The organism is Aeromonas sp. R7-4 (assembly GCF_040908055.1).
GTDB classification, from domain to species: domain Bacteria; phylum Pseudomonadota; class Gammaproteobacteria; order Enterobacterales; family Aeromonadaceae; genus Aeromonas; species Aeromonas sanarellii.
The window spans coordinates 1-13,243 of sequence record NZ_JBFODA010000025.1; the positions used below are offsets into that span (position 1 = coordinate 1).

Here is a 13,243-nt window from a genome sequence, read left to right on the forward strand (position 1 = left end):
CTGCGTATTCCGGCGAAGTTGAACAGCCATTCCGGCCAACGTGAACACCCTGATCCTTAACGCGCTCATGTCATCTCGTTTCTAACTCGACTGTTCAGATTGGGTCAACTCACTTCTCCTCTTTCTCATCGATTCTCCCTTCAGTGACAGCCGGTGAGCGTTGTGCATCAGCCGGTCCAGGATCGCATCTGCCAGGGTGTTGTCCCCCAAGCTCGCGTACCACTCTTCCGTTGGTAGTTGACTGACCACTACCGTCGAGTATTTTCCATACCGATCATCCATGATCTCCAGCAGGGCGTTGCGCTGCTCGGCATTCACCGCTTCCAGTCCCCAGTCATCGAGGATCAGCAGCTCTATCCTTGCCAGTTGACCCAGCAGTCTGGCGTAACTGCCATCTACCTTGGCCTGGCTCAGTTCAAGCAGCAGACGTGGCAGCCGGTAGTAACGAGTGCTATGTCCTTGCTGACAGGCTTGGTAGCCCAGCGCACAAGCCAGGTAGGTTTTTCCACAGCCACAGGGGCCGGTGATGAGCAGGTTCTGGCCTCGGCGTAGCCACTCTCCTTGGGCCAGGTTTGCTACCTGTGACCGCTCCAGGTTGCGTGCTGACTGGTAGTCCAGCTCCTGCACCGTGGCCTGGAGTTTGAGCCTTGCCTGCTTGACCAGCCGAGCTTGTTTACGCTGCTCCCGGCTCAGTTGTTCGTGTTCGACCAGCAGGCTTAGCCGCTCGATGAAGGGCAGCCCTTCGTAGGTACTCGCCTGTTCCAGTTGTTGTTGCACGGCATCCGCCATGCCGGTCAGCTTCAGGCTTCTCAGGAGGGTCAGGGTTTGTTGGGTCATGGGGCGTATCCTCTTCAGTGGAAGCTCTGGGGGCCACGGATGTTCTCGTGCTCTTGCGGTAACTCTGGATAGCTCAGCGGGCTTGCGGGCAGTTGGTCGCGGCCGCTTGTCAGCACCGACTTGAGCTGCTTGAGTCGCACTAGTCCTTCCCGATTAGCCAACTGGCAACAGGCCTCGACCCGTGATGGCGGATACTCCCGGCTCAGACTCAGTAGCCCCAGGCAGAGTCGGTATGCCTGCTCGGCATGGGCTTTCTCTTCCAGCCGTTCGCTAACCCAGCACAAGGTGCCCGGTCCGATATCAGCAGCCCACTGCTTGAGACGGCCTGGCGTCCAGCGTTGCTGCTTGCTGTGGCGTTCCGGCATGTGTTCCGGGAGCGTGCTCATCCCCGGGATAGTTTTACGCGGATGGCTCGCGACCAACTGTTGCTGGTGATAGACCTGAAGCAGGGTGTCGCCAGCATGGAGCTCCAGTTGCTGGCCCACATACTGGTGTGGCACCGAGTAATGGTGCTGCTCATAACTGACGTGATAGTCGATGTTGACCTTGACCGTTTTGATAGCGACATAGCGATAGGGATGCACCGGCAGTGGTCCCAGTGCCGGGCGGTCCAACTGCTCAAACGCCTCGCGCCGGTTACCGGGCAGTTGCTTGAACGGGCGCTCGTTGAGTTCGTTCAGCAAGGCCCGGATGCACTGGTTGAGCTCGGCAAGCGAGAAGAAGGTCTGATGGCGCAGGCGGGCTAGGATCCAGCGCTCGACGATCTGCACTCCCACCTCAGCCTTGGCTTTGTCCTTGGGCTTGTAAGGGCGAGCTGGTATCACCGCCACCTGATAGTGCTCGGCCAACTGCTGGTAGCTGGGGTTGAGCTCGGGATCGTATCGGCAAGCCTTGCTGACACCGCTCTTGAGGTTGTCGGGGATCAGCAGTGCCGGGGTCCCGCCGAAAAACTCAAAGGCACGGGCATGGCTTTGCAGCCAGTCCGGCAGTGACTGTGACCAGGTGGCTTCGGCAAAGGTGTAGTTGGACGCACCAAGCACGGCGACAAAGATCTGGGCCTGACGGACCTCACCCGTGGAGGGCGAGACGATGGGCACCGTGGGCCCGCAGTAGTCGATAAAGAGCTTTTCTCCCGCCTTGTGGATCTGGCGCATGGAGCGCTTTTGCAACTGACACCAGGACTTGTAACGGTCGCAGAACTGGGAGTAGCTGTAACAGCTATTGGGATAGCGCTGGGTGTACTCCTCCCAGAGCAGTTGTTTGGAGACCCCCTTGCGCTTGAGCTCCTGATGGACAGAGGGCCAATCAGGCACGACATGGCGGGCCGAGATGGTGGTATCGGCCTGCGGATAGAACAGGGCAGCCAGTCGGGCATCATCAAGCTCGGTGGGCAAGGGCCAGGTCAGGCCGAGCGAATGGGCACTTTTGAGGAGTTTCTGGATGGAGCCAACGCTGACCTTGGTGCAGCAACTTATCTGGCGAACAGAGAGGTCAGCCTCCAGCCGCAGTCGCAGCACTTCACGAATTTTACGCATTGCAATCCTCTTGGCAGACATAGGCTCTTCCCTGGCAAAAGGGAGAGCGTATCAAAGGTTTTTAAATCAATGCGTTAAGGATGATTCCGGTGAGTGTGAACAGTGATTCCGGGATGTTGAACACTGTTTCCGGAAAGGAGGGGCAAAGTGTTCAGGTTGAACCGGAATGAGCGTTCACATTGGTCCGGAAATGGTGTTCACGTTGAACCGGAATCGGTGTTCATGATCAGCCGGAATATGCACCAGCAATGCCCAGATGATTCTAGCCGTCTTGTTGGCTTGCGCTACCGCCGCCACGTTAGGGTTGCGCCGTGCCATCACCCCGGCCAACCAGCTTCCCGAGAACGACTCCTTGCGTTCTGCTACTCGTAGCACCGCCCGAGCGCCATGAATTAACAAGGTGCGCAGATAGCTGTCGCCACGCTTGCTGATCCCAAGCAGGTTCTGCTTACCACCGCTGGAGTGTTGCCGTGGCACTAACCCCAGCCACGCGGCCAATTGCCGGCCATTCTTGAAATTTTTCGCATTGCCGATGGAAGCAACCAGTGCGCTTGCGGTGATAGGACCGATACCTGGCAGCTGGGCTAAGGTTTGGCTGGCTGCACTGTCCTTATGCCAGCGAACGATCGCGTCCTCCAATTCATTGACCTGCTTGTCGAGCATTTTGAGGTGCTCGTGAAGTCGCATTAACAAATGGCGAAACGTTCCTGGCAAGCCGTTTTCACTGTCCTTCAGCAGCTCGGGAACGTGTTTGCCTATGTGGGTGATGCCTTGAGGAAGGATGAACCCGTATTCTGCTAACAGGCCCCGGATCTGGTTGGCTTGAGCTGTCCTGGCCTTGATGAAGCCTTGTCGAGCACGATGCAAGGCCAGGATGGCCAATTGTTCGCTGCTCTTTATCGGCACGAACCGCATGGTGGGCCGAGTCACAGCTTCACAAATAGCTTCGGCATCCGCAGCATCGTTCTTGTTGGTCTTTACATAGGGCTTAACGAACTGAGGCGCCATCAGCTTGACGGTATGCCCCAGCCCTTGCAATTTATTGGCCCAGTAATGGGCACTGCCGCATGCCTCCATGCCGATCAGGCTAGGAGGAAGATTGCTAAAGAATGAGATCATCTGACCCCGCTTCAACTGTCGCTTGAGGACCGTCTTGCCATGTTGATCAACGCCATGTAATTGGAAGAGATGTTTTGCCAGATCGATGCCGATAGTCGTAGCCTTCATGGTGGTCGCCTCTCTCATCAGTGGGAACTTACATTCGCCACTTTGGCACTCAGATGCCGTTTTGGGGAGGGGCGACCATCCCATTAACGCCGTTAACCAGAATATGCCTACGGTGTGACTGTGGATCGTTTGCCGTTGAATAACGGCAACTAAAAATAATTGGTTAAGCTATTGGTTAATCATTATTTATACTACCCAACCAACCTAAAGCACCTTATTCGTAGGTTTATTTTCGCTAATGGTTAGATGGTTAATTAGGTTTGCTATAAAGGATAAGTACATTGACAGATTTGAATTATCCCCCCATACTCCACAATATTATTTTCATTGAAATTACTTAACCACCTAACCATAACTATCACTCAATCAGTAATAATGTGGCTTACAGATGGTTAGCAACATCATAATGCTCACTTAACCAGAATATAATACATTAACCATTAGTCGCATCTTTTGATAAAAACACCCGCCTCAGTGGCGGGTGTTTTTTACTTTATTACTTTATTACTTTATTACTTTATTACTTTATCTATCCTATTTGTTCCAATCACTGGCAAACAGTATAAAGTTTGATTAGCTCGGCCTTTTTTGCTCTTTATTTTCCCCTCGCTCGCAAGCATCCTGAGTGCCTTACCACAAGATGTTGCCATATTGGTCTTCTCTCCATGTAGCTTGCACAATTCACTCGCAACAACCCATTTAGTATCATTATATTCCCCTGACAGATAATGATGGCAAATAATATCGTACCAAGCCCCCTTATCAGTGTGAGCATCGTTTACAGAAGCAGCTTGAATGACTGTCGTTTCATCCAGATACCAAGAGCCCCCATCATCATATTTTGCCTTTACCTCCAACCAAAACTGACGTAATTTCTCGGGTTCGGTGTGACGCACTCGCCCCCCATCCCAACTCCAACCAAGAATTTCATTCAGAACATCCATATTTGCTGGTGACGCCAACTCGATCACCGCAAACCGCGAACTCCCTGTAGCATCTCTCAGGAAACCAGTGCCGTTAACCGTGCCAATAAAACTAGTTTGACGTCGCTTAACAGTGAAATTGCGCCCATATGGCACTCGAAAACGGTCATGATCTCTCGTTAAAAACGCTTTCAAACTGCCAGCCTCATGCCTGGTGGTACTCTCAAGTTCGGCCAATTCTACCACCCACGCGGAAACTGCGCGTCTCACATCATCAGGCACATCGGGATTGATGGAGCAATCCAGTGTTGACCCAGGCACCACAGTGGCAATATGGCGTATCCATGCAGATTTTTTGAATGATTGGCCACCCGCGAGGACCGGAACCAATTTTGATATCCAATTGGGTTCATATAATGCAGCAATACATCCAATCAACCATGGATAAATTACCTGAGCTGCATACCTTGGGTTGACCGCACCTAGGGTGGCTATAACCTTATCCACTCGTAATTTACCGTCCCACGGCATCCCGTTCTCCAGCCAACTACGTACAGGATGATAACTATGCTGTTCACAAATCGCGGTCAAATGATCATCAATTGCCCTGTCTGACAGATGTGCATGCTGGCAGGCATCAACCAGCGCAGATCGCTGACCTGCATCAGAGAGACCTAGGCGCTGATTATCAGAATTAGCGACCTCTGGTTCAGCCGTCATCTGGTTGAAACGCGGGATCCAGTTATTGTGTAAAATAATAGCATGCAGATTACGGCTGGTCCTCATCGGTCGGCTATTTGGCAAAAGGTCCGGCAACGTCAATTGCTCGCTTTTGTCCATGACTTTCGCGAAAACTACATTTTTGTCCTGCTGCTCATTATTTCTCTGATCTTGCTGGTCGTACGTCAGGAGTTCACACTCAAATATTGTTTCATTTCTTTGTCTCATTGTTATTATCCTCGGCCTTATAGACCTGTTTTTATATATAATATGCATTACCACTTGGATTTAATTTTAATTATAACCAAAATCAGCCTGTTATAAATCGCGCGTGAAATATCAAAAGATGCTTTACCTTTAGTTTATTCCTATGAGACCAGACATGCTTAAACTGTGCTTCGTGTACAATGTCACTTGTAACTACCATACGAGTATAGTGCACAGGAATTCAGAGATAACATTTCAACAAAACCAGTAGAATACGTTATATCTACATAGGCCAACCTGTCTATGTGCCGATGAAGATATGACTATTCCCATCAAAGATCAATAGGACGAAAAAAAATAAATTGACATTTTGTGGAATTTATTTATCAAGCCTAATAATTGCACCTAGAATTACAACGAATATATATAAACACTAATTCCTAGTGACGAAACATGGCTATTTAAACTGCTAGGTTATCGATAAATTTCCGGACGTCGCAGTAGTTATGGCCGCACAGCTAGAGCAGTTCTCGGCATGTCGCATACTGTCCAAAATTGCAGCGGCTAAAACAACTACAGAGGAGAGACCAATCGCCAGCATTGTAGATACAGAACTGGATCACATGCACCACGACCAGTGGTGCAACCTAGAAAAGGAAAAAATGGCTACTGAGCCTATCTTGCCTGGGGGCGAGAACCGACAGATCTATGAGCAATCCTCGCTACGCGAGAATGATGTAGCCACATCGTTATCTTCTAGCTGAGAGAGATGGGCTTTATCTATATATATAAAAACAATCCCTCTCAGCTGCGCAACTCAGTTACCCTGCTGGACCTCAGAGTTTCTCTCGCTCCTGGGCGGTTGGCTGCTCACGTTCGGCCATGAAGTCGGCGCTCATACAAGGCTCATCAAACCACCTATCCCAGGACTCACCTACAGGTGTGATTATGCGAGTACGACCAACCACGACGATCTCAACATGCGTGACCTCATCTGGCAGGGCCACTGCCTCGGGCAGGTATACCCCCTGGCCACGACCAAACCTAAAAACTGTTGATTCCATCACGCGTCCTATGAACACAGTACCATGTGAACCGAACATAGCTAATGGGCCCGGTATGTCAACTGACACCGGATGCACACGTTATGCAATACGGATATACTGTATATAAAAACAGTAACCAGTGAGCCACCATGTTCGCCATCCCACATCCAACCCCGGACGCTCTAGAGCTGCCGCTTTTTCTGTCCCCTGTGGTTTGCGGCTTTCCTAGCCCAGCACAGGACTATATTGAGCAAACCATAGATCTGAACCAGATCTGTATTGAGCATCCCGCTGCCACCTTCTATGTCAGGGCCAGTGGCCACAGCATGGTGGAAAAGGGCATCAATGACGGGGATCTTTTGATCGTAGATAGGGCGCTCAAGGCCCGCCACGGCGCTATCGTTCTAGCCTGCCTTGATGGAGAATTCACTGTCAAACAGCTGCAAGAACGCCCGTTCCCTGCCCTGCTACCCGCCAATCCGGATTTCCAACCCATCCATCTATTGGACGGGCAGGAACTTGAAATTTTTGGCGTCGTAACCTATGTGCTCCACAAGACCAAACTGGGGTAAACCATGCCCAACGCCATTGCCCTCGTCGATGTGAACAACTTCTATGCGTCCTGCGAGCGCCTGTTTAGGCCAGACCTCAAGGGGCGCCCGATCGTGGTGCTATCGAACAACGACGGCTGCGTTGTGGCTCGCTCGGCAGAAGCCAAGGCGCTTGGCATCAAGATGGGGGTTCCCTACTTCCAGATCCGTCAGTTCTTCGAGGCCGTAGGCGGTGTTTGGTTCTCGAGCAACTACGCCCTCTATGGTGATATGTCACAGCGCGTAATGACCACGCTGGAAGGCATGGTGCCAACTGTCGAGGTGTACAGTGTTGATGAGGCGTTTATTGAACTGAACGAATCATGGGCGGGAGACCTAACAGCATATGGTCGTCAGATCCGTGAACGAATACAGCAATGGACTGGACTCACAGTCGGCGTCGGGATCGGGCCAACCAAAACACTCGCCAAGCTGGCAAACTACGCCGCGAAGAAGTGGCCTGCGACTGGTGGAGTGGTTGATTTGCGTGATGAGGCACGTCGAGCGCGTTTGATGGCTATCACTCCGGTCGGGGAAATATGGGGAATAGGTAGAAATCTGACTACCAGGCTCGAAGCGCAAGGGATCAATAGTGTGGCGGACCTAGTCGCTGTTGATGGTAAAAACCTACGGCATCGTTATGGGGTCGTTGTTGAGCGAACCGTGCTAGAGCTACGCGGCTATCCATGCGCCAGCCTGGAGCAGGACACACAAGCCAAACAGCAGATCATCTGCTCCCGATCATTCGGTGAACGGATCACACACATGAATTCCATGCATCAAGCACTCGTAGGATATATGGAACGTGCAGCTGAAAAACTCCGGGCAGAGGGAATGTGCTGTCGCCATGTCACCCTATTCATTCGTACCAGCCCCTTCAATGACAAAGAGCCCTACTACGGCAACCAGGTGAGCACCAAGTTGGCTGTACCTACTAACGATACTAGGGCGCTGCTGGGACTGATCCACCCACTGCTCTCTCGTATCTGGCGGGATGGGCACCGCTACCAAAAAGGTGGCGTGATGCTAGCCGACTTCACTCCTATCGGCAGCCAGCAGGGAGATTTGTTCGACCATCATCAACATAAGCCCCGCAGCCAGGACCTAATGCAGATGATCGACCGAATCAACCAAGGACGATTAGGAAAAATTCATTTTGGATCTTGTGGGAGAGACAACAGTGATTGGATGATGAAGCGTGAAAAACTCAGTCCCCGCTATACCACGGCATTAGACGAATTACCCATTGCAAAGTGACACCGGTTTGAGGCCGGTGTCAGGTTATCACTATATCTGTACAATCATATCTATCGTTATTTCATTACCGCAGGTAAAAGCCTGGATCAGCCTCTATCAACACGTTTTGCTGGTAACTCGATTTTTCAGAGCCTTATTTATCTGCGACAATATTGTTGCTCTATGATTAAGTGGAAGCATTTTTTCAAAAATGCTTTGTTTATAACCAGAAGCCGCTGTAATCAAGTAAAAACAATCTTTTTCCCCCAAGAAAAGAGAAAACCATTCATTCTTTGTGAAAGGGTTTATTCTATGAATTTTAATTAGTGCATTAAAAATATCCTTAAACACGTCAGACAAACGACCTTTCTTTCTCAACTCAATAATATTTTCATATAACGAGTTGTTAGACTCAACAGATTGTATGGGTGACGACAGTGGGATTTGATTGATGATTACACCAATAAATTCACCAATCCTGCAATCTGGAATATACCCATAATGATCTCGATACTTATCATCGTCGCTCTTATTACGTTTGATAACAGGACACCCGCCAATTAGTCCTTTTTTCTGATTTTCCATGTAAGCATACTGGACCAGTCGTTGCTGCTCTTGGACCCAAAGCCTTGCATTTTTTACGTCAGCCTCGGTTAACTCTTTTATAAGGGAAAAATCAGAATTCACATCAACTGTACCTAGGTGAACATTTACAGCCCTATACCTACGAACACATTTACCTGAACTGAGCTCCAGCTCTTCCAGTACACTCACGGTTTTGCTAAATGATACTGTTCTAAGATTTGCATTCAACCTCATGTTAGCCATGCCACACCTCTCATTATTATTGTTATTTTATGTTTTTTTCTTTAGTTTGTTCATGTGATATGGGATCCCCATACCAATCAGCAATCCATTCATTGTTCGTCAAAATTTCATTCTTAAGTTTTTCTCTGTCTAAGAAAAACATGTTTGGCTTATCAATAGTATCTTTTTCTGAGTTGATATCCTGGACATATCCATCAGGAATCAATGCGTTTGATCCTACATGAACGCTCTCCAGCCCTTTCCTAAAAATTGTAGCCAAAACGTCCTTCAACAGTGATCGTGCATTTGATATAAAACTATCTGATGGTTCTTCGATTGATAGCAAAACAAAATCCAATCTTAGAAGCCGGAAAAAGAATGACGATGTACAATATGTTTTTTTATCCACAAATGACGGCACCACTTTTTTCATCTTGGCATATTGTTTTTTAGTACAACGAATCAATGCAGTAAATAGTATAACCTTAAGCTCGCTTAATTGATTTGATTCACCTAATTGAAAATTTAAATCATCTCGCCGTGGTGAATATTCAATGCCCTGCTCGAGCAGCTTAAACCAAGTAGCACGCAATCTCTTAACCTTAGACCCTGATATCCATTTCTTACCGTCTATACTATAACAAATACCTTTTGGTTCGTGATTATCTGCTCTCCTCACCCTGACCATTACATTATGCTCACGCAACCCAGTGACAAATTCAGTCATATTGTTTGGCTGGTTTTTAAAAACCACGTCCATTGCATCCCTAATTATACAGGCGGGATCATGCATAGCATGAAAGCTCCCTCTACCACGGCCATTTTTAATATTGACTATGCTATACTCATGACCGAAATTTGCTTCAGGACTTTTACAGTTCGCCAATCTCAATTCAATTTCTATTTTTCGAGCAGCGTCAACTCCCCGAGCATAGTCGTTACTATCATCAACTAAGGTTCTGTCAAGTTTTACTCTACATGCCACAACATGTACATGTAGAGAGCTTGTATCGCGGTGTATAACAGATGTCCATCGAGTATCGCTACCATATCCCAATTCACTCATTAGCAGCCTAGCTGCAACTAGACATTGATATGGCGTTAATGATTCATCAGGGCTCAATGATAGTGAATAATGTGCACATAGTTGGTTTCCTGTGCCTGCATACAATGATGCCTGCATATTCAACTCCATGAGTAGTGGCCCGATGTCATAATCAGAGACCTCACCTCTTTCATTCAATGTAATATTTGGTCTATTAATTACACCACCACCGAGATGATAAACCTGTGATGGCATGGATTTTCGTTTCCTACCAATATGTATAGCTCGGTAAATATAAGACAGTCTGTACTGGAAGTTTGGGCCGAACCTGTGTTTTTCAAAATTCATTTCAACTTCACTCCAATCAGAGCTTTTTCAATTCCTATAAACAGAGAATTTATAGATGAGAAAGCCTGCATCACTGGAGAGTTATCACTACTGTCAGTAATAAATTTATAAACGTCACTACCGACTTCAGCTTGTCTAATCAACAAAATGATTTGATTTAAATTCGATGATATATTGTATACCCCCTCGAGCAATCTCACACGATCATCATATGAAAAATCTGGTGAGATATTACTGTCTGGTTCCCTGAGAGCCAAAAACCGAATCAGGCTAGACTTTTGGGGAATACCATAGGTTTTACTATGCTTAGTTAAAACACGTTGCTCAGCTGCATTAAATGAGATTCGGAGCATTAAACTGCGTTTTTCATCAGCTGATTTTTTGGGTCTACCAGAACGTGGTTTTCTGTTCATTGCGTGCACCTTTATAATAATTATTAGTAGTGTTATGCGTTTTGTTTTTCAAACCAACCTATTTAATAGACATTAAAACATAGCTGGTTTAGAGTTTTTTCAAAAAATATACAATAAATTTATACGAAGTCACATTCAGAAATGAGCTAAATTATTCGGTGATATTTAATACCCACTCTAATTATAGTATTGCAAACACTAAATATAATATCAACAATTTTTTGAGCTAAATTATTAATTTAACGACTAATGTTATCAATGGTATTGGCGAAAGTTAATATTTAAAATATGAAATTAACTAGACTTACATGGTGAATTTAATTTTATTCCGTGAAATTAAAACTATGACATAGGATGATTAAAGTTATATAAAAAGGCATGCCCTCATCCTATGACAGACATACCTTTTCTAGAACTGGTCGTACCAATGGTGTCATATAAGCTCAGGGCTATGAGATAAAAGCCTCCCAAATGATTGATCATCAACATAACCCGCATGATCATTTATACGAATATTTTTTATCTGACTCAGCACAGTAAAAAAGCACTCCTCACATAGATGCACCTCATATGCCGTACCATCATGTTTCGAACCATAACCCCATTTTGCAGTCAGTACTCCAAACTGTGGATCATACAAATTTGGGTTCATATGTGGGGTTGTGCTTTTATGACATATGTCGCATTGAATATCAGCTATAACCTCCACCTCTTTTGTGGTCATTATTTTCATTGTAATACTCGCTATACATGTAGAGTAATTGACGGGTAGCATGAACAAAATGGCTCATGCCACCCTAAGCAAAATTTATTATAGTAGAATGAATAAAAAAAGCAGCCTTACGGCTGCCTTCAAGACTACGATAATTGTGGATTAGATCAAATAATCCTCTAAGGGTTTTCCGCTAGGGAAGGTGCGAATAAGTACCCTATGTGCCAAAACTAAAAAGTTTAGCCATTTAATATCAATAATTTAGAATGGTGTATTTTTGTGCCAAGTGACTTGTTAGCACCTTCCCTAGGACAAGGTGGAGTTTCCACTGTCTATGTCGTTAACAAAGAAAAGAGCTATACGATAACCTAATGTCAGTCAGCTCAGCTTGGCTGACATTGTTTTACTGACTGTTTTCACCGCCCCACTTCTGTGATCCAACAGTAACAATTCATCGATAGCTTCAAGATTCAACAGCAATACCTGATTCCGCGACCATATACCTATCACCACATCAATCTCACACCATTATCGGTAGTGAGAAATGGAACAACGCAGCTCTCCTACAACTGGTATAGCTGCTGGCGGCATAGCCGCAGCAAACACGAAAAAACTCCATTGGAGCCCGTTCGTAGACACCTCAACCCACACCGGTGATACTGCTCATATCTTGCACAGAACTTAGCCACTTACGTTCAGCGCAAAATGACTTTTTCAGGACCCACTCCAGCGAGGGTTCTTTTGAGGTAGCCATGGCACGCAAGCTTGATGATATATTGACCACAGAAATGCCCGACGTTGTCACTCAGGCCAGGGAAAAAGCAGATCTAATGCGGCTGGAGATTCATCTCACCCAACTGCGTGAAATGCTGACCCAGGCTGGCACCGAACCCATGATTTGCGATCAAACACCATCAGTACAGGACGTTACACTGATGGATCTTAAACGCTGGGTCGAGGCTGCTGGGGGAAAACTACAGCTCAATGTTGAAATGCCAAACGGATCTCAGATCTCGTTTGCTGTTTAACTAGAAATCCATTTCTGCACACCGTAGCAATTGTCGGCTGACAACGGGCTGAACTGCACCAGAGTACCCGCTGGCCCGAACTGCTACAGGTATCGTGAAATGGAATTCCGCCCCTGGCAAACATCGATTGTCGGCTGACAACGAGGTAATCTGCACCTGAGTACCCGCTGGCCTGAACAACTACAGGTATCGTGAAATGGAATGCTGGCCCAGGCAAACATCGATTGTCGGCTGACAACGGGGTGATCTGAGCCGGAGTGCCCGCTGGACGGAACTGCTACAGGTATCGTGAAATGGAACCCTCGCTGCTGACTGGCTGCGATTGTCAGCTGACAACGGGGGATCTGCACCTCAGTGGCCGCTGACAACCACATTATCGGTATCGTGAAATGGAACCCTCGCTGCTGACTGGCAGCGATTGTCAGCTGACAACGGAGTGTTCTGCACCTCAGCCCCGCTGACAACCGCATTATCGGTATCGTGAAATGGAACCCTCGCTGCTGACTGGCTGCGATTGTCAGCTGACAACGGGGGATCTGCACCTCAGTGGCCGCTGACAACCACATTAT

12 protein-coding genes are annotated in these 13,243 nt (G+C 47.4%); 3 read left to right on the forward strand and 9 right to left on the reverse strand.

The genetic code is table 11. The annotated features are described in order from the left end of the window. Positions 1-81: 81 nt before the first annotated feature. The 5 genes from istB to vapB form a co-directional block, all read right to left on the reverse strand. Positions 82-837 (reverse strand): IS21-like element ISAs29 family helper ATPase IstB, encoded by a 756-nt coding sequence (istB, locus tag AB5Y72_RS04845; protein WP_113069991.1) that lies wholly within the window; start codon positions 835-837, stop codon positions 82-84. 14 nt (positions 838-851) lie between these two features. After that, complete coding sequence (gene istA / locus AB5Y72_RS04850) at positions 852-2,393, reverse strand: IS21-like element ISAs29 family transposase (RefSeq protein WP_113069990.1); 1,542 nt, start codon at positions 2,391-2,393, stop codon at positions 852-854. A 153-nt stretch (positions 2,394-2,546) separates the two neighbouring features. Next, complete coding sequence (locus AB5Y72_RS04855) at positions 2,547-3,599, reverse strand: IS110 family transposase (RefSeq protein ID WP_368198646.1); 1,053 nt, start codon at positions 3,597-3,599, stop codon at positions 2,547-2,549. A 512-nt stretch (positions 3,600-4,111) separates the two neighbouring features. Continuing rightward, positions 4,112-5,470: a VapE domain-containing protein gene (locus AB5Y72_RS04860; protein WP_368198647.1), complete on the reverse strand. Its 1,359-nt coding sequence runs from the start codon at positions 5,468-5,470 to the stop codon at positions 4,112-4,114. 815 nt (positions 5,471-6,285) lie between these two features. Next, positions 6,286-6,552, reverse strand: a complete 267-nt coding sequence (gene vapB, locus AB5Y72_RS04865; protein WP_368198648.1) for a type II toxin-antitoxin system VapB family antitoxin — start codon at positions 6,550-6,552, stop codon at positions 6,286-6,288. Positions 6,553-6,644: 92 nt separating this feature from the next. Here vapB and umuD point away from each other — a divergent pair, with 92 nt between their 5' ends. Together umuD and umuC are read left to right on the forward strand one after the other, a co-directional pair. Further along, entirely contained in the window at positions 6,645-7,067 is a 423-nt protein-coding gene (gene umuD / locus AB5Y72_RS04870) for a translesion error-prone DNA polymerase V autoproteolytic subunit (RefSeq protein WP_010676201.1), read from the forward strand. A gap of 3 nt (positions 7,068-7,070) precedes the next feature. Continuing rightward, positions 7,071-8,342 (forward strand): translesion error-prone DNA polymerase V subunit UmuC, encoded by a 1,272-nt coding sequence (umuC, locus tag AB5Y72_RS04875; RefSeq protein WP_368198649.1) that lies wholly within the window; start codon positions 7,071-7,073, stop codon positions 8,340-8,342. Between the two features lie 96 nt (positions 8,343-8,438). Here the strand turns inward: umuC and AB5Y72_RS04880 are convergent, their stop codons facing one another. The 4 genes from AB5Y72_RS04880 to AB5Y72_RS04895 form a co-directional block, all read right to left on the reverse strand. Continuing rightward, positions 8,439-9,149, reverse strand: a complete 711-nt coding sequence (locus AB5Y72_RS04880; RefSeq protein WP_139474407.1) for a hypothetical protein — start codon at positions 9,147-9,149, stop codon at positions 8,439-8,441. A 22-nt stretch (positions 9,150-9,171) separates the two neighbouring features. Continuing rightward, positions 9,172-10,428 (reverse strand): relaxase/mobilization nuclease domain-containing protein, encoded by a 1,257-nt coding sequence (locus tag AB5Y72_RS04885; protein WP_368198650.1) that lies wholly within the window; start codon positions 10,426-10,428, stop codon positions 9,172-9,174. Between the two features lie 89 nt (positions 10,429-10,517). After that, a complete protein-coding gene (locus AB5Y72_RS04890; protein WP_201934217.1) occupies positions 10,518-10,934 on the reverse strand; it encodes a hypothetical protein in 417 nt (138 codons plus the stop codon). A gap of 433 nt (positions 10,935-11,367) precedes the next feature. After that, positions 11,368-11,667, reverse strand: coding sequence for a hypothetical protein (locus AB5Y72_RS04895; RefSeq protein WP_201902241.1), 300 nt, complete (start codon positions 11,665-11,667; stop codon positions 11,368-11,370). Between the two features lie 731 nt (positions 11,668-12,398). On the opposite strand from AB5Y72_RS04895, the gene AB5Y72_RS04900 reads away from it, so the two are divergent. Next, positions 12,399-12,674, forward strand: coding sequence for a transcriptional regulator (locus AB5Y72_RS04900; RefSeq protein WP_149153988.1), 276 nt, complete (start codon positions 12,399-12,401; stop codon positions 12,672-12,674). The last annotated feature ends 569 nt before the right edge of the window (positions 12,675-13,243 follow it).

What these genes read in the sequence shown, in the direction of transcription:
- istB (WP_113069991.1), bottom strand. Translation starts at nt 837, where the DNA reads ATGACCCAACAAACCCTGACCCTCCTGAGAAGCCTGAAGCTGACCGGC.
- istA (WP_113069990.1), bottom strand. Translation starts at nt 2,393, where the DNA reads ATGTCTGCCAAGAGGATTGCAATGCGTAAAATTCGTGAAGTGCTGCGA.
- AB5Y72_RS04855 (WP_368198646.1), bottom strand. Translation starts at nt 3,599, where the DNA reads ATGAAGGCTACGACTATCGGCATCGATCTGGCAAAACATCTCTTCCAA.
- AB5Y72_RS04860 (WP_368198647.1), bottom strand. Translation starts at nt 5,470, where the DNA reads ATGAGACAAAGAAATGAAACAATATTTGAGTGTGAACTCCTGACGTAC.
- vapB (WP_368198648.1), bottom strand. Translation starts at nt 6,552, where the DNA reads ATGTTCGGTTCACATGGTACTGTGTTCATAGGACGCGTGATGGAATCA.
- umuD (WP_010676201.1), top strand. Translation starts at nt 6,645, where the DNA reads ATGTTCGCCATCCCACATCCAACCCCGGACGCTCTAGAGCTGCCGCTT.
- umuC (WP_368198649.1), top strand. Translation starts at nt 7,071, where the DNA reads ATGCCCAACGCCATTGCCCTCGTCGATGTGAACAACTTCTATGCGTCC.
- AB5Y72_RS04880 (WP_139474407.1), bottom strand. Translation starts at nt 9,149, where the DNA reads ATGGCTAACATGAGGTTGAATGCAAATCTTAGAACAGTATCATTTAGC.
- AB5Y72_RS04885 (WP_368198650.1), bottom strand. Translation starts at nt 10,428, where the DNA reads ATGCCATCACAGGTTTATCATCTCGGTGGTGGTGTAATTAATAGACCA.
- AB5Y72_RS04890 (WP_201934217.1), bottom strand. Translation starts at nt 10,934, where the DNA reads ATGAACAGAAAACCACGTTCTGGTAGACCCAAAAAATCAGCTGATGAA.
- AB5Y72_RS04895 (WP_201902241.1), bottom strand. Translation starts at nt 11,667, where the DNA reads ATGAAAATAATGACCACAAAAGAGGTGGAGGTTATAGCTGATATTCAA.
- AB5Y72_RS04900 (WP_149153988.1), top strand. Translation starts at nt 12,399, where the DNA reads ATGGCACGCAAGCTTGATGATATATTGACCACAGAAATGCCCGACGTT.